Annotated in this window: 16 protein-coding genes, 1 pseudogene and 1 riboswitch; of the genes and pseudogenes, 9 read left to right on the top strand and 8 right to left on the bottom strand. The window is 74.2% G+C overall.

Going from position 1 to position 20,377, the window contains the following annotated elements; translation table 11 throughout:
* The first annotated feature begins 19 nt into the window (after positions 1-19).
* Together ACLB9X_RS02835 and ACLB9X_RS02840 are read left to right on the top strand one after the other, a co-directional pair.
* A complete protein-coding gene (locus ACLB9X_RS02835) occupies positions 20-487 on the top strand; it encodes a DoxX family protein (RefSeq protein ID WP_410358565.1) in 468 nt (155 codons plus the stop codon).
* 226 nt (positions 488-713) lie between these two features.
* Complete coding sequence (locus tag ACLB9X_RS02840) at positions 714-1,343, top strand: DedA family protein (RefSeq protein ID WP_410358566.1); 630 nt, start codon at positions 714-716, stop codon at positions 1,341-1,343.
* Here the strand turns inward: ACLB9X_RS02840 and ACLB9X_RS02845 are convergent.
* Positions 1,315-1,554: a DUF2277 domain-containing protein gene (locus ACLB9X_RS02845; protein WP_410358567.1), complete on the bottom strand. Its 240-nt coding sequence runs from the start codon at positions 1,552-1,554 to the stop codon at positions 1,315-1,317. The genes ACLB9X_RS02840 and ACLB9X_RS02845 overlap by 29 nt on opposite strands.
* Before the next feature lie 617 nt (positions 1,555-2,171).
* On the opposite strand from ACLB9X_RS02845, the gene cbiE reads away from it, so the two are divergent.
* Together cbiE and cobM are read left to right on the top strand one after the other, a co-directional pair.
* Positions 2,172-3,413, top strand: coding sequence for a precorrin-6y C5,15-methyltransferase (decarboxylating) subunit CbiE (gene cbiE, locus ACLB9X_RS02850; protein ID WP_410358568.1), 1,242 nt, complete (start codon positions 2,172-2,174; stop codon positions 3,411-3,413).
* On the top strand, positions 3,410-4,159 hold the full coding sequence (gene cobM / locus ACLB9X_RS02855) for a precorrin-4 C(11)-methyltransferase (RefSeq protein ID WP_410358569.1): 750 nt from the start codon (positions 3,410-3,412) through the stop codon (positions 4,157-4,159). The genes cbiE and cobM overlap by 4 nt, the downstream gene beginning before the upstream one ends.
* Positions 4,160-4,211: 52 nt before the next feature.
* Here the strand turns inward: cobM and ACLB9X_RS02860 are convergent, their stop codons facing one another.
* The gene (locus ACLB9X_RS02860; protein WP_410358570.1) at positions 4,212-5,747 is read right to left on the bottom strand and encodes an FAD-dependent monooxygenase; all 1,536 of its coding nucleotides are present in this window, start codon (positions 5,745-5,747) and stop codon (positions 4,212-4,214) included.
* Positions 5,748-5,853: 106 nt separating this feature from the next.
* Here ACLB9X_RS02860 and ACLB9X_RS02865 point away from each other — a divergent pair, with 106 nt between their 5' ends.
* Positions 5,854-6,498 (top strand): TetR/AcrR family transcriptional regulator, encoded by a 645-nt coding sequence (locus tag ACLB9X_RS02865; RefSeq protein WP_410358571.1) that lies wholly within the window; start codon positions 5,854-5,856, stop codon positions 6,496-6,498.
* 69 nt (positions 6,499-6,567) lie between these two features.
* On the opposite strand, the gene ACLB9X_RS02870 is transcribed toward ACLB9X_RS02865, so the two are convergent.
* A complete protein-coding gene (locus ACLB9X_RS02870) occupies positions 6,568-6,726 on the bottom strand; it encodes a hypothetical protein (protein ID WP_410358572.1) in 159 nt (52 codons plus the stop codon).
* A gap of 350 nt (positions 6,727-7,076) precedes the next feature.
* On the bottom strand, positions 7,077-8,198 hold the full coding sequence (locus tag ACLB9X_RS02875) for a cobalt-precorrin-5B (C(1))-methyltransferase (protein ID WP_410358573.1): 1,122 nt from the start codon (positions 8,196-8,198) through the stop codon (positions 7,077-7,079).
* Positions 8,199-8,210: 12 nt separating this feature from the next.
* Between ACLB9X_RS02875 and ACLB9X_RS02880 the strand changes: the two genes are divergently transcribed.
* Positions 8,211-8,933, top strand: a complete 723-nt coding sequence (locus ACLB9X_RS02880) for a cobalt-precorrin-6A reductase (protein ID WP_410358574.1) — start codon at positions 8,211-8,213, stop codon at positions 8,931-8,933.
* A gap of 44 nt (positions 8,934-8,977) precedes the next feature.
* On the opposite strand, the gene ACLB9X_RS02885 is transcribed toward ACLB9X_RS02880, so the two are convergent.
* The 4 genes from ACLB9X_RS02885 to ACLB9X_RS02900 form a co-directional block, all read right to left on the bottom strand.
* Positions 8,978-10,675, bottom strand: coding sequence for a fibronectin type III domain-containing protein (locus tag ACLB9X_RS02885; RefSeq protein WP_410358575.1), 1,698 nt, complete (start codon positions 10,673-10,675; stop codon positions 8,978-8,980).
* Between the two features lie 305 nt (positions 10,676-10,980).
* Positions 10,981-12,480, bottom strand: a complete 1,500-nt coding sequence (locus tag ACLB9X_RS02890) for a precorrin-2 C(20)-methyltransferase (RefSeq protein ID WP_410358576.1) — start codon at positions 12,478-12,480, stop codon at positions 10,981-10,983.
* Positions 12,480-13,106: a precorrin-8X methylmutase gene (locus ACLB9X_RS02895; protein WP_410358617.1), complete on the bottom strand. Its 627-nt coding sequence runs from the start codon at positions 13,104-13,106 to the stop codon at positions 12,480-12,482. Before ACLB9X_RS02895 ends, ACLB9X_RS02890 begins: the two co-directional genes overlap by 1 nt.
* 11 nt (positions 13,107-13,117) lie before the next feature.
* A complete protein-coding gene (locus ACLB9X_RS02900; RefSeq protein WP_410358577.1) occupies positions 13,118-15,160 on the bottom strand; it encodes a hypothetical protein in 2,043 nt (680 codons plus the stop codon).
* A gap of 113 nt (positions 15,161-15,273) precedes the next feature.
* Positions 15,274-15,364: riboswitch (cobalamin riboswitch) on the top strand.
* Positions 15,365-15,418: 54 nt separating this feature from the next.
* On the opposite strand from ACLB9X_RS02900, the gene cobN reads away from it, so the two are divergent.
* From cobN to ACLB9X_RS02915, 3 genes and pseudogenes are all read left to right on the top strand, one after another.
* Positions 15,419-19,054: a cobaltochelatase subunit CobN gene (gene cobN / locus ACLB9X_RS02905; RefSeq protein ID WP_410358578.1), complete on the top strand. Its 3,636-nt coding sequence runs from the start codon at positions 15,419-15,421 to the stop codon at positions 19,052-19,054.
* Between the two features lie 217 nt (positions 19,055-19,271).
* The gene (locus ACLB9X_RS02910) at positions 19,272-20,072 is read left to right on the top strand and encodes an SAM-dependent methyltransferase (RefSeq protein WP_410358579.1); all 801 of its coding nucleotides are present in this window, start codon (positions 19,272-19,274) and stop codon (positions 20,070-20,072) included.
* Positions 20,073-20,129: 57 nt separating this feature from the next.
* Positions 20,130-20,363: pseudogene (locus ACLB9X_RS02915) on the top strand (DUF6223 family protein); the annotation flags it as partial.
* Positions 20,364-20,377 lie beyond the last annotated feature (14 nt).

Genomic DNA, 20,377 nt, shown 5'->3' on the forward strand with positions numbered 1-20,377 from the left:
CCATGACCGAAGGAGTCCCATGGCTACCCCCACACGTTCCGGTCGGCTGCATCAGGCGCAGCCGTACGCGCTCGGCCTGTTCCGCATCGTCGTCGGCCTGCTGTTCCTGTGCCACGGCGCCGCCTCGCTGTTCGGCGTGCTCGGCGGCATGAACGGCACCACCGTGGAGACCGGCGTCTGGCCCGGCTGGTACGCGGCGGTGATCCAGCTCGTCGCCGGCGCGCTGGTGCTGCTCGGCCTCGGCACGCGCGGTGCCGCGCTCATCGCCTCCGGCTCGATGGCGTACGCCTACTTCTCGGTGCACCAGCCGGAGTCGCTGTTCCCGCTCCAGAACGGCGGCGAGGCGTCCGCCATGTTCTGCTGGGCCTTCCTGCTGCTGGTCTTCACCGGCCCCGGCGCGCTCGCGCTCGACGGGCTGTTCGGCGCGCGCGGCGCCGAGCGGGAGGATGAGGACGCCCGCGAGGAGAAGGCGGCCGTGACCGCCTGACGTGCTGTCGGCGCCCGGCCCCTCCCACGAGGGGCCGGGCGCTTGCCGTTTCGCGCGTGGCTCTGCGCCGGTTCACGCGGTGGACGACATCTCGCTCCCCTGCCGCCCCCCTGCCGATCCCCGCCCGTTACCCGGGCGTACGCTGTACAGCTGTCAAGCCGCCCCTGGCGCCCCTGGCGCTCCTCGTGACACAGCGGCCTTGTCACCGGAACGGGGAGAGAACAAGGTGCTGGAGAGTGTGGGGTCGCTGACCGGCAGTCCATGGATCTACGCCGTCGTGGCCGTGTCCGTCCTCCTCGACGTCTTCCTGCCCGTCCTGCCCAGCGGTGTGCTGGTGATCACGGCCGCGACCGCCGCCGCCGCGGGGTCCACGGCGACCATCGCGGGCGCGGCGGGGCAGGTGGAGCGCGAAGTCCCCTCCCTGCTCGTCCTCGTGCTCTGCGCGGCGACCGCGTCCGTGCTGGGCGACCTGGTCGCCTACCGGCTCGCCTGGCGCGGCGGCGACCGCTTCGACCGGGCCATCGCGCGCTCCCGCCGCCTCACCAGGGCGCAGGAACGTCTCGGTGCCGCGCTCAGCCGCGGCGGCGGGGCGCTCGTCATCATCGCGCGCTTCGCACCCGCCGGACGGTCGGTCGTCTCGCTGGGCGCGGGCGCGGCACGCCGCAGGGTGACGGAGTTCCTGCCGTGGTCGGCCCTCGCCGGGGTGGCCTGGGCCGGCTACAGCGTCGGCCTCGGCTACTTCGGCGGCCAGTGGCTCGGCGCGAGCTGGGTCGGCGCGGCGGTGTCGGTGCTGGCGCTGTTCGCGGCCGGGTCGCTGGCCGCCTACGTCATGCGGCGTCCGGCGCCGACCGCCTGACCCCGCCGCGCACCTCGAGCCCTTCGAGGAGCCTGCGGGTGGCCTCGGTGATCTCGTCGACGGCCTGCTCGAACACCTCCCGGTTGTGCGCGGCGGGCGCCCGGAACCCGGACACCTTGCGCACGTACTGCAGAGCGGCGGCGTGCATGTCCTCCTCGGTGGCTTCTTCGCGGAGCACGGGCGGACGAAGGGTCTTGATGCTGCGGCACATGCGTCCAGTGTGCCGCGCACCACTGACACCCGGCGAGCGCCGGGCCGCCCGGACCGCGAGCGGCCCTGCCACCCGCCGCGGTCGCCACCGAACGCTCAGTGGCACGCCGCCGCGCCGCGGCGGGGGCGGAGGCTGTTGACGCCGATCGGTGGACGCCACGGAAGCGCGCACCGCCAACGCCGGGACTCCGGGACGCGGCGGAGGCGCGGGCCGTTGACACCGGACGCCACGCCAGCGAGGGCCACAGACGCCGGACGCGGCGGGGGCGCGTACCGCCACCGCCGGGCCGCCCGGACGCGGCCGGACCGCGGGCCGTTGACGCCGGGCCGGGCGGCGGTGCGGGCCGTTGACGCCGGGCGGCGGACGCCACGGGAGCGCGCACCGCCAACGCCGGGACTCCGGGACGCCACGGCAGCGCGGGCCGTTGGCGCCGGGCGGCGGACGCCACAGCAGTGGGGGGCCGTCAACGCCGCGACGCCGCCGGCCTCCGGCCTCGGGTCACCGGCCACCGGTCGAAGCGGCGCCGGAGCGCCGGTGGGGGCCCGTCGGGGCCGGTCGGGGCCGGACAGTAGAGTGCGGCTCCGTCCCCTCCCCCGCTTCCCGAGGTACCCGACTCCGTGACACCCGCACCGCGCCCGCCTGCAGTGACCGTCGTCGGGATCGGCGCGGACGGCTGGGCGGGGCTCGCCCTCGCCTCCCAGGACGCCCTGCGCGGAGCCGAGGTGATCATCGGCGGTGCACGACAGCTCGCGCTGCTGCCCGCCGAGTGCCGCGGCGAACGGGTCCCCTGGCCGAGCCCTCTGCGCCCCGCCGTCCCCGGCCTCCTCGCCGCGCACGCCGGGCGCCGCGTCGCCGTCCTCGCCAGCGGCGACCCCTTCTTCCACGGCATCGGACGCGCCCTCGCCGACGAACTCGGGCCCGACGCGCTGCGCGTGCTGCCGCATCCGTCCTCCGTCTCGTACGCCTGCGCCCGGCTCGGCTGGCCCGTCGAGGACACCGGCGTCGTCACGCTCGTCGGCCGCCCGACGGCACGCCTGGCCGCCGCCCTGCACGACGGGCGCCGCCTGCTCGTGCTCAGCGCGGGTGCGGACACGCCCGCCGAGGTCGCCGCGCTGCTGCGGGACCGCGGCTACGGTCCGACACGGATGCGCGTACTCGAACAGCTCGGCGCCGACGCGGAGCGGCAGGTCGAGGGCAGCGCCGACACCTGGGACGCGGCCTGCGCCGTCGACCCGTTGAACGTCATCGCCCTCGACTGCCGCCGCGCCCACGGGGTCCTGCGGCTGTCCGCCGCGCCCGGCCTGCCGGACGAGGCGTACGAGCACGACGGCCAGCTCACCAAGCGCCACGTCCGCGCCGCCACCCTGGCGGCGCTCGCGCCCGCTCCCGGCGAGCTCCTGTGGGACATCGGCGGCGGCTCGGGGTCCATCGCGATCGAGTGGATGCGCACGCACCCCTCGTGCCGCGCGGTCACCGTCGAACGCGACGGCGTGCGCGCCGAGCGCATCGCCCGCAACGCCGACACCCTCGGCGTGCCCGCCCTGCGTGTGGTGCGCGGCGCGGCCCCCGAGGCGTTGGCGGGGCTGCCCGCGCCCGACGCGGTGTTCATCGGCGGCGGGCTGACCGTCCCCGGCCTGCTGGACGCCTGCTGGGACGCGCTGGCACCCGGGGGCCGGCTGGTCGCCAACACCGTGACGCTGGAGTCCGAGGCGCTGCTCGCCGAGCGGTACCGCGCGCTGGGCGGCGAGCTGGTGCGGCTCGCGGTCGCGCACGCCGTGCCCGTCGGTGGTTTCACCGGCTGGCGCCAGGCGATGCCCGTCACCCAATGGTCCGTCACCAAGAGCGGAGAACTGACATGACCGTGTACTTCATCGGTGCGGGCCCCGGAGCCGCCGACCTGATCACCGTGCGTGGCGCGCGCACGCTGGCGTCGTGCGGGGTGTGCCTGTACGCGGGATCCCTGGTGCCCACCGAGCTGCTGGCGGAATGCCCGTCGGACGCACGCCTGGTGGACACGGCCCGGATGGACCTGGACGCCATCACGGCCGAGCTGGTCCGCGCCCACGAGGAGGGCCACGACGTCGCCCGGCTGCACTCGGGCGACCCGTCGGTGTTCAGCGCGGTCGCGGAGCAGATGCGGCGGCTGGACGCGGCGGGCGTGCCGTACGAAGTGGTCCCGGGCGTACCGGCGTTCGCGGCGGCGGCCGCGGCGCTGAAGCGGGAGCTCACGGTCCCGACGGTGGGTCAGACGGTGATCCTGACGCGTATCGCCCAGCAGGCGACGCCGATGCCGGAGGGCGAGGACCTCGCGACGCTGGGCAGGAGCGGGGCGCTGGTGGTGCTGCACCTGGCGGCGCGCTACGTGGACCGGGTCGTCGACGAGCTGAGCCCGCACTACGGCAAGGACTGCCCGGCGGCGGTCGTAGCGATGGCGAGCCGCCCGGACGAACTGGTCCTGCGGGGCACGCTGGAGGACATCGCGGACCAGGTGAAGTCGGCGGGGGTGACGCGGACGGCGGTGATCCTGGTGGGCCGCACGCTGGCGGCGACGCAGTTCCGCGACAGTCACCTGTACTCGCCGGAACGCGACCGCCACACCTGCTGACGGCCGCGGCCGGGGGCGCGTACCTGGCACCGTCTCCCTCGCCGCGATCCGGTCATGGCTTCGGCCCTGACGCGCCGCGCAGGCCCTGGTGGAGCCGGTAGAGGAAGGCGTGTGTGGCCTGGCTGTCGGCGCCTTCGGTGATCATGGCTACGTGGTTGTCGGGCCGTACGAGCACCAGGGCGTCGCCGTCGATGCCGTAGGCCCTTCGGGCATGGCCGTCGGTGTCGCTCAGTCCCGAGGGACCCGCGTCGACGGCGTGGGTGCGGACGAGGTCGCCGTGTTCGTCCGCCACCTCGTACAGGGCCGCCGCTCCGGCCGGGCCGAAGCCGAGCAGCGTGAAGTGCGGTCCGGCGAAGAGCTGGAAGAGCCTGACGGGGTTGCCCGTCGGGTCCGTGCACGGCGCGTCAGGGGCACGATCGCCCGGCCGCAGCACGTCGTTTCCGGGACCCGCGGCCAGGGAGCTCCACCGGTATCCCTGCGGGACAGCCGTGGTGAGGGCGACTTCGGTGCCGGTGCCGGGCTCCTTGACGGCCTCCAGTACGCGTTCCAGCCGCTCGGTGGTGATCTGCAGGGTCCAGGCGGCGATGGGGAGCCGTTCCTCCTCGTAGGTGTCCAGCAGTCGGGAGCCCGCCCGGCGGGTGAGGACGAGTGCCAGCTTCCAGCCCAGGTTGTAGGCGTCCTGGATGCCGGCGTTCATGCCGAGTCCGCCCGCGATCGGGTGCACGTGTGCGGCGTCTCCCGCCAGGAACACCCGGCCGACCCGCGACTGCCGGACCATGCGTACGTTGACCCGCCAGGTCGACAGCCAGGTGGCGTTGCGCAGCCGGACGCCGGCGATCCCGGCATGACGGTCGAACAGCCGCTGGAAGCCGTCGGGTGTCGGCGGCAGGGGTGCGCCCTCGTCGTCGAGTTCGGGGCTCGCCTGCAGTTGGAAGGCGTAGGTCCCGGGGACCGGCCAGAGCATGATCGCGCCGTCCGGCGTGAACCACTGGTGCCAGACGTCCCGGTCGAGGCCCTCCGCCTCCACGTCGCCGCACACCATGGACTGCACGGCGTCGGTCCGGCCCTCGAAGGGCACTCCCAGCACCCGGCGGACGGCGCTGTGCCCCCCGTCGCAGCCGACCAGCCAACCCGCGTCCACGGTACGTCCGTCGGCGAGCGCGGCGGTGACGCCGTCCGCGTCCTGGGTGAAGCCGGTCAGCTCCGTCCCGAGTTCGACCTGCACGCCGAACTCCGCGAGGCGGTCGCGGAGGATCTCCTCGATGCGCCACTGCCCGATGAAGACGGCGCTGTCGAACGGGGCGTCAGGAGTGGGCCCCGCGCCGGCGAACGGATCGGTGTCACTGACGTGCGCGCCGTCGAAGTACTTGCGGAACACCTGGTGCACGGTGCCGTCGGCGACGATCCGGCGGGCGACGCCGAGGTCTTCGAGAACCTCCAGGCTGCGCGGGTGGAGGGTCTTGCCGCGGGACTCACGGTGGTGGACGGCGTTCTTGTCGATGATGCGCACGGCAAGGCCGCGACGGACGAGGTCACAGGCCAAGGTGAGGCCGGTGGGGCCGGCGCCCACGATCAACACGTCGGTCATCGGAGGTCCTCTCGTGATCGGGTGTGTTCACCCAACCCGGCCGCCCGAGAAAACGCAACTCGGTTACAAATTTAACCCGGCCTCACAAATGGGTTAGGCTGCCCCCATGGAGCACCCACCCGGACTGCGGGAACAGAAGAAACTGCGCACCCGTCGCCACCTCATGGACGCGGCGCTCGACCTCTTCCTCCAACACGGCTTCGACGCGGTGTCGGTGGCCGACGTGGCCGCCGCCGCAGAGGTCTCCAAACCGACGCTGTTCCGGTACTTCGCCAGCAAGGAAGACCTGGTGCTCCACCGCTTCGCCGACCACCAGGACGAGGCGGCCCACGTCGTACGCGCCCGAGCCACCGGCCACACACCGGTGCAAGCACTGCACCGGCACTTCCTCCAGGGCCTGAGCAGCCGCGACCCGATCACCGGGCTCAACGACGCCGCGGACGTCGTCGCCTTCCAGCGGCTGCTCTACACCACGGCGAGCCTGCAGATCCGACTGCTGCACTACACCGAACGCGAGGTCGACCTGCTGGCCGAGGCACTGCGCCCGGACACCGGCGACGCCCTCACCGCCCGCCTCGCCGCCCTCCATCTGGTGACGGTGCGCCACGAACTCGGCCGGGAGAACTGGCGCATGATCGCCGCGGGCCGCAGCGCGGACGAGGTCCATCCGGACGCGGTGGCCCATGCCGACCGCGCCTTCGGCATGCTCGCCACCGGCATGGACGCGTCTCTTCGCCGCCCGCCGGGCTGAGCGGGCGCCCCGGCCACCAGCCGCGTCCACAGGCCTGGCTGCGGATGCGCTACCCGCGCATGCGTCGGGTCAGCGAAGTGTTTCCGTGCCGGCGACGAAGCGGCCGAGCTCCTTGGCGGCGCCGTGGGGCAGGTCGGCGACTGCTGCCTCCGGCAACGTCGTGATCACGGCGCGCAGCCTTGCGCCGAGGTCCGGCAGCAGGGAGGAGGAGGAGGCGGGAGCGTTCACGGCGGCGAGCAGCAGGTCGCCCTCGTAGAGTAGGCGTCAAGCAGCGGCTCCTCGAGCAGCAAGCGCACTGCGAGTGGAAGGACGTAGGGCAGTGCCACCTGCTGTCAAATGAGGGTGCGTAGATCCGCCGGACCGAGTGCGCCCAAGGGCACGCGCCGCAACGCATGTACCTTGAGTGTCGGGTCATCCAGACGACGATCCTTCAGGAGCCTTGGGGTTCATTCTCCCCTGCCACCCTTTCCGCCCCGCGGAACAGTTGCCCACAACAGTGGCCTGACTCCCTCGTGGCGAAGCCCGCGCACGGCCGTAGGCCGGGGGCCGGGGCAGTTCCAGGGGTCAATGCCCCCGCGTCACGGCCCCGCCGGGGCTGAGCGGCCCACCACCGTGCCCGCGCGGTCGATGCACACCACGTCCACCGTCACCGGCGCGCCCCGCAGGACCGACAGGGCCTCGTCGCGGGCCCTCGCCGCGACGAGGTCGCCGAGCGGGACGCCCGCCGCCTCGCACAGGCGCAGCGCCGCCAGGCCCGTGTTCGCCGCGGCGATCTCCGCCGCGAGGGACTCGGACGCCCCGCCCGCGCGGGCCAGTTCGGCGAGGAAGCCCTTGTCGACCTGGGAGCGCGCCGAGTGCAGGTCCAGGTGGCCCGCCGCCAGCTTGGAGAGTTTCGCGAAGCCGCCGCATACGGTGAGCCGGTCGACCGGATGCCGCCGCACGTACTTGAGCACCGCGCCCGCGAAGTCGCCCATGTCGAGCAGCGCGATGTCCGGCAGGTCGTAGAGCGTCGTCACGGTCTTCTCGGAGGTGGAGCCGGTGCAGCCGGCCACGTGCGTCAGCCCCGCGGCCCGGGCCACGTCCACACCGCGGCGGATGGAGTCGATCCAGGCCGAGCAGGAGTACGGGACGACGATGCCGGTCGTCCCGAGGACGGACAGGCCGCCGAGGATGCCGATCCGCGGGTTCCACGTGGAGCGGGCGATCTCCTCGCCGTCGTCGATGGAGACGGTGATCTCGACGTCCCCCGTGCCGCCGTGCCGGCCGGCGACGAGCGCGATGTGGTCGCGCATCATCCGGCGCGGGACGGGGTTGATCGCCGGTTCGCCGACCTCCAGGGGCAGGCCGGGCAGCGTGACCGTACCGACGCCGGGCCCGGCCCGGAAGACGACCCCGGACCCGGCCGGCAGCGGGCGGACCGTCGCCCGGACCAGCACGCCGTGCGTGACGTCCGGGTCGTCGCCGGCATCCTTGACGACCCCGGCCATGGCGGACGACGAGCCGGTCAGGGCTTCGACGGCCAGGGCGAAGGACGGCGTCTGGCCCTTCGGCAGCGTGATCGTCACCGGGTCCGGGAACTCCCCGGTGAGCAGCGCCGTGTACGCGGCCGTGGCCGCCGCCGTCGCGCACGCCCCGGTCGTCCATCCGGGCCGCAGACCGGTGTGCTTGAGTTGGGCCTCCCGCCCGCCGCCTGAACTCATGAGAGGACTCCCGTGCACGTACTCATTCTCGGCGGGACCACCGAGGCCCGCGCCCTCGCCGCGACCCTGCACCCGGTGGTCCGCGTCACCAGCTCGCTCGCCGGGCGCGTCGCGAGCCCCCGGCTGCCGGCGGGCGAAGTACGGGTCGGCGGGTTCGGCGGCGTGGACGGGCTGGTGGACTGGGTGCGCGCACACCACGTGGACGCGGTCATCGACGCCACCCATCCTTTCGCCGAGCGGATCAGCTTCAACGCGGCCCGGGCGGCCGCCACCGCCCATGTTCCCCTGCTGGCACTGTGCCGCCCCGGCTGGGTCCCGGTCGAGGGCGACGACTGGCACCCGGTCGGCTCGCTGACGGAAGCGGCCCGCGCACTGGACGGCCTCGGGGAACGGGTGTTCCTGACGACCGGGCGGATGGGGCTCGCCGTCTTCGCGGACTGCCCGCAGTGGTTCCTCGTCCGGTCGGTGGACGCGCCGGAGGCGCCGATGCCGGCCCGCAGCGACATCCTCCTGGACCGGGGCCCCTTCACCCTCGACGGCGAGAGGGAGTTGCTGCGCACCCACCGGATCGACGTCCTGGTGACGAAGGACAGCGGCGGCGCGGCGACCGCCCCGAAGCTCCGCGCGGCCCGTGAGGCGGGCATCCCGGTGGTGGTCGTGCGCAGGCCGCCCGTGCCGGAGGGCGTGCGGGTGGCGGCGACGGTCGAGGAAGCGGCGGCCTGGGTGCACGGCTGAGGCCGCCGCTCCAGGAGGGAACGGCGGCCTCGGCCACGGGTGCGTCAGCCCGCGGCGGGAGCGCCGAGTTCGGTGACCTCGACCCAGTTCACGGTCTCGTCGTCCACGCGGAGGGAGTTGCCCCAGTCGTCCACGGCCACCACGGCGTACATGACGGTCTCGCCGTCCGCCGCGCTGCCGTGGAGGAACGAGGTGGCGTGCTCGCCGACGTACTCGACGCGGTGGGCCAGCCAGACGTGGCCGCCCTCGCCGTCGTCGTACTTCTCGGCCTTGAAGACCTCGTACCGCCTCAGGTCGGGCTCCGTGCTCGGCGTCCACTCCAGGAACACGCCGTCCTCTCGGGCCGTCGCCTTCAGGCCGGTGACGGGCGCCGGGGCGACCAGGTCGCCGTCGGTCGTGGCGGACGCGGAGGCGGACACGAGGGACTCGTTGCCCGCCTCGTCCACGGCGGTGACCGTGTACGTGTACGTGGTGCCGTGGCGGACCGACATGTCCGTGTAGGTGCTGCCCCAGACCTCCGTGTACAGGGAGCCGAAGCGGTACAGGCGGTAGTGGACGACGTCGTCGCTCGTCGAGGGGGTCCAGCTGACGACGATGCCGTTGCGCGGCTCGAAGGAGGCCGTCACGCCCGTCGGCGCCGCGGGCGCGTAGTCGCCGCGCGTTGCGGAGACCGTGGTCCGCGTCGCCGAAGTGTTGCCGGCCGCGTCGGTGGCGGAGACGGCGTACGTGTAGCCCGTCCGCTCGACGCCGGTGGTGTCCGTCCAGGATGCCGACGTCACCGTGGCCAGCTGGACCACCGGGTGGGCGCCACCGGTGTCGGTCTGCCCCTGCTGCTGCCGGAAGACGGTGTACTTGGTCGCGCCGACGACCGGCTGCCACGCCAGCGCCGTCCCGCCCTGGCCGTCCGTCGCGGTCAGCCCGCCCGGAGCCGCCGGGGCGGTCCGGTCGACAGTGGCGACGGTCACGTCAGCGCTGCCCGAGGACTCATGGCCCGCCTTGTCGACGGCGCGGACCTCGTAGAGGAACGATTCGCCAGTGGCCGGCGGGTAGTTGGCGAAGGAGGTGCCGGTGAGGAGGGCCGTGCCGCTGATCTTCGCCCAGGCGGTGGAGCCCAGCCTGCGGTAGACACGGTAACCGGCGAGATCCATCTCCTTGTTCGCCGACCAGCGGAGCGTGGCCTTGTTGGTGGCCCGGTCGTACGTGACCGAGGTGCCGGTGGGCGCGAGCGGCCTGACCGTGTCGACGGTGGCCGAGGTGCGGGGCGCGTAGGTGAACTTGACGTTCGCGTAGCCCGTCCAGGCCACGTAGTCCACACGAATCGTGTGGCGTCCGGACGGGACGGTCACGTTGACGGCCTTGCTCTGTGTGGTGGAGACGTTCCGCCACAGGTCGATCTTGCGCACCCCGTCGAGGTACACGCGGATGCCGTCCTGCGTCGCGGCGGAGAACGTGAACGGCCCGCCGGAGCCGAAGTCGCGCGTGACGGACCAGCGGACGGAGAAGTTGTCCCTCGGCAGAGTGACGCCGGCCGGGTCGCCGGTGCCGTAGTTCTCGTTGACGGTGGTGTCGCAGCTGGTGAGCTTGGGCGTGCCGCTGAACGAGGTGTTGGCGAAGAACTGCGCCTTCCAGACCGGAGCGGTGCAGGTGACGGCCGCGGAGGCCGGGGTGGCGGTGAGGAGACCGCCCGCTGCGGCGAGGATGGCCGCCGTGGCCGGCGCGCTCAGCCGGGTACGAGTGTTCACAGAGTATGGGGCCCTTTCCGGACCACGCGGCGCAAGGCCGGGACTGTTCATACGAGATGAAGGAGCGATGCGCGGGGGGAGGGCGGTGCGGGTGGGGCCGGTGTTCCGCCGGAGGGGCACTGTACAGCGCTGTGCCGCTCCCTACGACGACGGCGGGTCCTGGGCGGCGAATCGGTCGGTGGGAGCCGGTCGTCACGGAAGGCCGTCCACGTCGGTGCTTCGTCACGGAAGGCCGTCCACGTCGGGTGCCTCGACGCGGAAGGCCCCCCGCGTCGGGTGTCCCGGCGCGGACAGCCTCGGCGGCGTCACCCGTAGCGGCGCGGCGTCCAGGCGATCGTGCGGCCGTCCCCGCGCTCGACCGCCTTTGTCCGGGACGAGCCGATCAGCAGCAGTGTGCGCATGTCCACCGAGGCGGGCTCCAGCGTCTTCAGGGTCACCACCCGCACCGACTGCTCCGGGCCGCCCACGTCCCGCGCCACGACCACCGGGGTCTCGGGCGAGCGGATGTCGAGCAGCAGGTCACGGGCGGCCGCGACCTGGTGGGTACGGGAGCGGGAGCCCGGGTTGTAGATCGCCAGGACCAGGTCCGCCGAGGCCGCAGCGCGCAGGCGCTCCGCGATGACCTCCCAGGGCTTGAGCCGGTCGGACAGGGAGATCGTGGCGTAGTCGTGGCCGAGCGGGGCGCCCGCCGCGGCCGCCGCCGCGTTCGCCGCGGTCACGCCCGGCAGCACCCGTACGGGCACGTCCCGGTACTTTTCCTGGGAGGCGACCTCCAGCACGGCCGTGGCCATGGCGAAGACGCCCGGGTCGCCGCCGGAGACGACCGCGACCCGCCGCCCGCGCCGCGCGAGGTCGAGGGCGAACTCCGCGCGTTCGGACTCCACCTTGTTGTCGGAGCCGTGCCGGATCTGGCCGGGGCGGTGCGGGACGCGGTCCAGGTACGTGGTGTAGCCGACGAGTTCGTCGGCGTCGGCGAGCGCGCGGCGCGTCTCGGGCGTCAGCCACAGCGGGCCGGCGGGCCCGGTGCCGACGACCACGACCTCGCCGCTCTCCGGCCGCGGCCGCGGGTTGGCGATACGGCTCGGCACGACGGCGACGGAGAAGTACGGCACCGACTCGGGGTCGACACCGGCCAGTTGCCCGGTCCGTTCCCCGGGCATCGTGGCCCGCTCGACGTACCGGGCCTCGTCCAGCCGGCCCGAGGTCTCCATCGCGCGGCGTACCGCGGGGAAGGTGCGGCCGAGCTTCATCACGACGGCCGAGTCGGTCGCGGCGAGACGGGCGGTCAGCTCCTCCTCCGGCAGCGTGCCGGGGATGATCGTGAGGACCTCCTCGGCCTCGCACAGCGGCGTCCCGAGCCGGGCCGCCGCGGCGCTGACGGAGGTGACGCCCGGGACCACCTCGGTCGGGTAGCGGTGCGCGAGCCGCTTGTGCATGTGCTGGTAGGAGCCGTAGAAGAACGGGTCGCCCTCGGCGAGGACGGCCACCGTCCGTCCGGCGTCGAGGTGTTCGGCGAGCCGGGCCGCCGCCTCCTCGTAGAAGTCGTCGAGCGCGCCGCGGTACCCGCCGGGGTGGTCGGTCGTCTCGACCGTGATCGGGTACATCAGGCGCTCCTCGATGTGGTCGGGGCGCAGATGAGGGGCGGCGATGGAGCGGGCGATGGAACGGCCGTGGCGGGCGCAGTGGTACGCGATCACGTCCGCCTCGGCGATGATGCGCGCGGCGCGCAGGGTCATCAGCTCCGGGTCGCCGGGGCCGAGGCCGACGCCGTACAGACGCCCTGTGGTCTTCTGGTCGTCACTCACTACTCGGCCTCGCTCGCGATCGCGTTGACGGCGGCGGCGGCCATGGCGCTGCCGCCGCGGCGGCCGCGCACCACGAGGTGTTCGAGGCCGAGCGGGTGGGCGGCCAGGGCGTCCTTGGACTCGGCGGCGCCGATGAAGCCGACGGGAACGCCGATGACGGCGGCGGGGCGGGGCGCCCCCTGCTCGATCATCTCCAGGAGCCGGAACAGCGCGGTGGGGGCGTTGCCGACGGCGACGACGGAGCCCTCAAGCCGGTCGCGCCACAGTTCGAGGGCGGCGGCGCTGCGCGTGGTGCCCAGTTCGGCGGCGAGCGCGGGCACGGACGGGTCGGAGAGGGTGCAGATCACCTCGTTGTCGGCGGGCAGCCGCTTGCGGGTGACGCCGCTCGCCACCATCTGCGCGTCGCACAGGATCGGCGCGCCGGCGCGCAGCGCGGCGCGGGCGTGCAGGACAACGTCCGGGGAGTGGGCGAGGTCGCGGACGAGGTCGACCATCCCGCAGGCGTGAATCATGCGGACCGCGACCTGGGACACATCGGCCGGCAGCCCGGCGAGGTCCGCCTCCGCGCGGATCGTGGCAAAGGACTGGCGGTAGATCTCCGCGCCGTCCTTCTCGTAGTCGAACACTGTGCTCTCGCTCACTTCGTCGGTCGTTCGGTGGGGTCGGTGGGGTTGCCGCGCGCCGCCGCGAGGGCGTCGGCGAGTTCGGTCAGGGGGACGGTGTGCCGCGGGACTCCGGGGGCGGTCAGGTCGTAGCGGCCGTCACCGGTCGCGACGACGTCCACCCACGCGCCGTGGGGGTGCCCGCAACGGCGTTCGCAGCCGGACCAGTACACGGGGAGCCCGCCTGCGCCGGCGGCTGTGCGGGCGGTGGCGTCGGCGCGTACGTCGGCGAGGGACTTGGCGCAGCCGGGCCGTCCGGTGCAGGCACCGACGCCGACCCAGGGCGAGTCGAGCCCGGTGACGAGACCCGCGTCGCCGAGGCCGGGCAGGAGAGCGCCGGACACGCCGGGCAGGACGACGCCACGCCAGGGGGTGACACGCAACTCCCCGGTCCCGTACGTCTCGGCAACCCGGGCGAGCACCCGCCACTGCGCGACCCGCATCCGCCCAAGGGCGACGCCGACGTGCAGCGAGTCCCGGCCTCGCCCCGCGTGCACGACACCGGGCAGCGGCCCGCCGCCCTGCTCGGGGCGGGGCGCCGGGGGCAGGCGGTCCCGCTGGGGTCCGGGGGCCCCGGGGCCGCCACCCTGCTCGGGCCCGGGGGCCGCAGACCTGCCGCCCCGGTCGGCGTTGGGGGCCGCAGGCCCGCCGTCCTGTTCGCGACCGGGGGCCACAGACCCCCCTTCCCGGTCGGCGTTGGGGGCCGCGGGCCCGCCGCCCCGGTCGGGCCCGGGATCCGTGGACACGCCGCCCCGGTCGGCGTCAGGGGCCGCGGGTACGCCAGAATTACGGACGACGCCCGGCACGGGGACCGTGGGGTCGCCGCTCGGTTCGGGGTCGGGGGCCGCGGGCACGCGGGAACCAAGGGCCTCAACCGGCCCGGGTGTCGGCGGCACGCGGTCCTGCTCAGGCCCGGCGGCCGCAGACCCGCCGCCCTGGGCAGCGCTGGGGTTCGCAGGCCCGCCGCCCCGTTCGGGGTCGGAGGCCATGGGCCCGCCGCCCCGTTCGGGGTCGGAGGCCATGGGCCCGCCGCCCTGCTCGGGCGCGTCGGCTCCGCGCGACGCCGACGCGACGGCCGCGGCAGAGTCGCCGGACGGCGCTCCGGCGCGGGCGCGGGCGGGCCGCGGCTGGCCCGGGCCGTCCACGGACCCGGCACCCGCCGTCGCCGGCTCGCCGTCCGAGCAACCCGCGGCCGGGACGGGGACCGTGGGCTCCGCGTCGCCCACGACACCACCCGCCGACCCGACCGCAACCGCACCCGCCGCCGTCGCCCGCCGGAACAGTTGCGCCGCGACACCCGCATCGCCCAGCCGGCGCGCGAGTTCCGCCGCCGACACCGCGTACTCCGGCGGGAGTTCCCGCACCCGCCACGCCCTCGTGGCGCTCGCGTCCGCCGCGGCCAGGAACGCCTCGGCCGCGAGCAGCAGCGCACGCGCGCCGTCCGCCGCACGGACCGTCACCGCCTGCTCCCCGAGCAGGATCCGCACGCGCGCCCCGCCCGGCTCTGCGAGCAACATCACATCCGCGCCGAGACCCGCCATGTCCCCGCGGCCGTCGTCCAGCGCGAACAGGAACCGGCCCGACAGCGCCGTCGCCCGCTCGCTCGCGCACAGCAGGGCGTCCAGTTCGCGTACGAGCGGCTGTACGTCCAGGTGCCCGCGGTCGTCCAGCCCGGACAGCGGCGAGGCGACGATGTTGCGCACCCGCTCGTGGGCGGGCGCGGGCAGCAGGCCCGCGGCGTCCAGCAGTGCCGCCAACTCCCCGCCGCAGCCCCCTTCGAGGCCCCGCAGCTGAAGGTTGCCGCGGGACGTGATGTCGAGCGCGCCGTCGCCGAGCCGCTCGGCGGCGTCGGCCAGCGCGTACGCCTGCCGGGCGGTCAGCACCCCCGCGGGCACGCGGACGCGCGCCAGCGCACCGTCGTCCGCGGTGTGCAGCCGCAGCGCGCCGGGGCAGGCATCACCGCCGTCCCGTACGGGAGTTTCGTCCCGGTCCGGGCGGTTCGAGGGGGCCGAGGGCATGGCGGCGAGCATACCGACCATCACACAAGCCACCTCCTGCCGGAGACGTGACGACCCTTACTATGCTGAACGGCGGGCCACACGGTCCGTCACCGCCGAAGACGGCGTCAGGGGAGGAAGCCCGGTGAGATCCCGGCGCGGTCCCGCCACTGTGAGCCCGGCAGCAGCGCAGCACGCGCACGCCGCCGGGCGAGCCAGGAACTCCCGCCGTCCTCCACCGCCCGGGGCGCGGAAACCCCGAGGAAGGCCAGACGTCGCATGCCGCTCTCGTCCGAGGGACTGCCCTCGCAGCCCCGCATCCTGCTCCTGTCGACGTCCGACACCGATCTGCTCAGCGCCCGCGCGGCAGCCGGCCCGGTCGCGTACCGCTTCGCGAACCCCTCCCGCCTCCCGGTCGAGGACCTCCCCGGCCTCCTGGAGGGCACCGACCTCGTCGTCGTACGCCTCCTCGGCGGGCTGCGCGCCTGGCAGGAGGGCATCGACCTGCTCCTCGCCCAGGACCGTCCAGTCGTCGTCCTCACGGGTGAACAGGCTCCCGACGCCCAGCTGATGGAGACCTCCACGGTCCCGATCGGCATCGCGGCCGAGGCCCACGCGTACCTGGCGCACGGCGGCCCGGCCAACCTGGAGCAGCTCGCCCGCTTCCTGTCCGACACCGTGCTGCTCACCGGCCACGGCTTCGAGCCGCCGGCGGCCGCGCCCACCTGGGGCCGCCTGGCGCGCACCCCGCGCCGGGAGACCGACGGCCCGCTGATCGCCGTGCTGTACTACCGCGCCCACCACATGAGCGGCAACACCGCCTTCGTGGCCGCCCTGTGCGAGGCGATCGAGGACGCCGGCGGCCGTGCCCTCCCCCTGTACGTGGCGTCGCTGCGCGCCCCCGAGCCGGAGCTGCTGGAGCAACTGCGCAGCGTCGACGCCCTGGTGACCACGGTCCTCGCGGCGGGCGGCACGCGGCCGGCCGACGCCTCGGCCGGCGGCGACGACGAGTCGTGGGACGCGGGCGCGCTGGCGGCCCTGGACGTGCCGATCCTCCAGGCGCTGTGCCTGACGGGCCCGCGCTCGGCGTGGGAGGAGAACGACGAGGGCCTGTCGCCGCTGGACGCGGCCAGCCAGGTGGCGGTGCCGGAGTTCGACGGCCGGCTGATCACGGTCCCGTTCTCGTTCAAGGAGATCGACGAGGACGGCCTCCCCGCGTACGTCGCCGACCCGGAGCGCGCCGCCCGCGTGGCCGGGACGGCCGTGCGCCACGCCCGCCTGCGCCACATCCCGAACGCGGACAAGCGGATCGCGCTGGTCCTCTCCGCGTACCCGACCAAGCACTCCCGCATCGGCAACGCGGTCGGCCTGGACACCCCCGCCTCCGCCGTCGCCCTCCTCAGGCGTCTGCGCGCCGAGGGCTACGACTTCGGGCCCGAGGACGAGATCCCCGGCCTCGTCTCCGGCGACGGCGACGAGCTGATCCACGCGCTGATCGAGGCCGGCGGCCACGACCAGGACTGGCTGACGAGTGAACAGCTCGCCCGCAACCCGGTCCGTATCCCGGCGGCCGACTACCAGCGCTGGTACGCCGCGCTCCCGGCCGAACTGCGCGAGGCCGTGGAGGAGCACTGGGGCCCCGCGCCCGGCGAGATGTTCCTGGACCGGTCCCGCAATCCCGAGGGCGACATCGTGCTGGCGGCCCTGCGCCGCGGCAACCTCCTGATCCTCATTCAGCCGCCGCGCGGCTTCGGCGAGAACCCGATCGCGATCTACCACGACCCCGATCTGCCACCCTCGCACCACTACCTGGCCGCCTACCGCTGGATCGCCGCGTCGGCCGACGACGGCGGTTTCGGCGCGGACGCCATGATCCACCTGGGCAAGCACGGCAACCTGGAGTGGCTGCCCGGCAAGAACGCGGGCCTGTCCGCGGCCTGCGGCCCGGACGCCGCGCTCGGCGACCTCCCGCTCGTCTATCCGTTCCTCGTCAACGACCCGGGCGAGGGCACCCAGGCCAAGCGCCGGGCGCACGCCACGCTGGTCGACCACCTGGTGCCGCCGATGGCGCGGGCGGAGTCGTACGGCGACATCGCGCGCCTCGAACAGCTCCTGGACGAGTACGCCCAGATCTCCTCCATGGACCCGGCCAAGCTGCCCGCGATCCGCGCGCAGATCTGGACGCTGATCCAGGCCGCGAAGCTGGACCACGACCTGGGGCTGGCGGACCGCCCCGACGACGACGGCTTCGACGACTTCCTGCTGCACGTCGACGGCTGGCTGTGCGAGGTCAAGGACGCGCAGATCCGCGACGGTCTGCACGTCCTGGGCGGCGCGCCGACCGGCCCCGAGCGGGTCAACCTCGTCCTGTCGATCCTGCGTGCCCGCCAGATCTGGGGCGGTACGACGTCGCTGCCGGGCCTCCGGGAGGCACTGGGCCTCGACGAGTCCGCGGCGACCCGGACGACGGCCGACGAGGCGGAGGCCACGGCCCGCGCGCTGGTCGAGGCGATGGAGGCGGCGGACTGGGACCCGGACGCGGTGCGCACCGCCCACGGCGAGCAGGTCGCGGCGATCCTGCGTTTCGCGGCGCTCGAAGTGGTCCCGCGCCTGGCCCGTACGACGGACGAGATCACCCACGCGGTCCACGCGCTGAACGGCGGCTTCGTCCCGGCCGGCCCGTCCGGCTCGCCGCTGCGCGGCCTGGTCAACGTCCTGCCGACGGGCCGCAACTTCTACAGCGTCGACCCGAAGGCCGTCCCCTCGCGCCTCGCCTGGGAGACGGGCCAGGCGCTCGCCGACTCCCTCCTGGAGCGCTACCGCGCGGACAACGGCGCATGGCCCACGTCCGTCGGCCTGTCCCTGTGGGGAACGAGCGCGATGCGCACGGCGGGTGACGACGTCGCGGAAGCCCTCGCCCTGCTGGGCATCCGCCCGGTGTGGGACGACGCGTCCCGCCGCGTGACGGGCCTGGAACCCATCCCGCTCGCGGAGCTGGGCCGCCCACGCGTGGACGTCACCCTGCGCATCTCGGGCTTCTTCCGGGACGCTTTCCCGCACACGATCGGCCTGCTGGACGACGCGGTCCGCCTGGCGGCGTCCCTGGACGAGCCGGCCGCCGAGAACCACGTACGCGCCCACACCCAGGCCGACCTGGCCGAGCACGGCGACGAACGCCGCGCCACGACCCGTATCTTCGGCTCCCGTCCCGGCACGTACGGCGCGGGCATCCTGCAGCTGATCGACTCCCGCGACTGGCGCACGGACGCGGACCTGGCCGAGGTCTACACCGTGTGGGGCGGCTACGCGTACGGCCGCGGCCTGGAGGGCCGCCCGGCGCGCGCCGAGATGGAGACGGCGTACAAGCGGATCGCGGTCGCGGCGAAGAACACGGACACGCGCGAGCACGACATCGCGGACTCCGACGACTACTTCCAGTACCACGGCGGCATGGTGGCCACGGTGCGCGCACTGCGCGGCACGGCCCCGGAGGCGTACATCGGCGACTCGACCCGCCCGGAGACGGTCCGCACCCGCACGCTGGTCGAGGAGACGTCCCGCGTCTTCCGCGCGCGCGTGGTCAACCCTCGCTGGATCGAGGCGATGCGCCGCCACGGCTACAAGGGCGCCTTCGAACTGGCGGCGACGGTCGACTACCTCTTCGGCTACGACGCGACGACGGGCGTGGTCGCGGACTGGATGTACGACAAGCTGACCGAGACGTACGTCCTGGACCCGACCAACCGCGCCTTCCTCCAGGAGGCCAACCCCTGGGCGCTGCACGGCATCGCGGAACGCCTCCTGGAGGCGGAGTCCCGCGGCATGTGGGAGAAGCCGGACCCGGCGGTGCTCGCGGGCCTGCGGCAGGTGTTCCTGGAGACGGAGGGCGACCTGGAGGACGGGCCGGACGCGTAGGGCCGGTCCGGCGGGGCTGTCAACAGTGTGTCGGGGCGGGGGCCGGCGTCGGCCCGAGTGGCGCCTGCCCCCTTCCCCAGCTGCGGAATTCCCTTACGCTGGCGACCGGTTGCCCGGCCCCGGACCCGGTGTACACACCGACCCCCGCCAGGTCAGCGCACCGTACGGCCCCACGAACCGCTTCCCAGGAGGGTTTCTCGTGTCGGAACACCACCCCATGTCTGACGCTGCCGCGGAGATACGCGCCCGGATCGACACGAGCAGGCCGCACTCCGCCCGCTTCTGGAACTACTTCGTCGGCGGCAAGGACAACTACGAGGTGGACCGCCAGACCGGCGACCACATCAAGCAGATCTTCCCCGGTCTGGTCGACGTGGCGCGCACGAGCCGTCTCTTCCTCGGGCGCGCGGTGCGGCACCTGGCGGGCGAGCAGGGCATCCGCCAGTTCCTGGACATCGGCACCGGTCTGCCGACCGCCGACAACACCCACGAGGTGGCGCAGCGGGTGGCGCCGGACTCCCGCATCGTCTACGTCGACAACGACCCGATGGTGCTCGCCCACGCGCGCGCCCTCCTCACGAGCACGCCCGAGGGCCGCACGGCGTATCTGGACGCCAACTTGTACGCACCGGATGACATCCTGAAGGCCGCGGAGTCCACGCTCGACTTCACCGAGCCCGTCGCGCTGATGATCCTCAACACGCTGGGCCACGTCGCCGAGTACGCCGAGGCGCGCGACCTCGTCGCACGCCTCATGGCGGGTCTGCCGTCCGGCAGTTACCTGGTGATCAGCGACAGCACCTCGACGAGCGACGGCATGATCGCGGCATCGAACGCGTACAACCAGAGCGGCGCGATCCCCTACTACGTGCGCAGCGTCGAGGAGATCGCCGGCTTCTTCGACGGCCTGGAGCCGGCGCCCCCCGGCGTCGTCCAGGTCACGCAGTGGCGCCCGTCGGACACCGTGGACGACGCGCCGTCGGTGGACGCCTACTGCGGGGTCGGCCGCAAGCCGTAGCCCCCGGCACGCCCACGCCCACGCGCAGCGCCCCGCCGCCGCACCGGCCGGCGGGGCGCACTGGCCCGCCCCGCCGGTCGTCTCGGCGCCGCCAACGGACCACTCGGGGCCGTGGTGGCCCTGGTGGCGGGGCTGGTCGGCCTGGTCCTCGGCGGTCTGGTCGCGACCACCGCCGACGGAGGTCTGGGCACCGGCAACGGGCTGGGCGGGGCGTACGTGGCCATGCTGCTGGGGCTGACCGGCACGCTCCTCGGCGGGCTGGCTCTGGCCCGCTCCCGCCGCACCGGCTGACCGCGGCGGCGTGG

The organism is Streptomyces sp. 5K101, assembly GCF_046506645.1.
Lineage (GTDB): Bacteria > Actinomycetota > Actinomycetes > Streptomycetales > Streptomycetaceae > Streptomyces.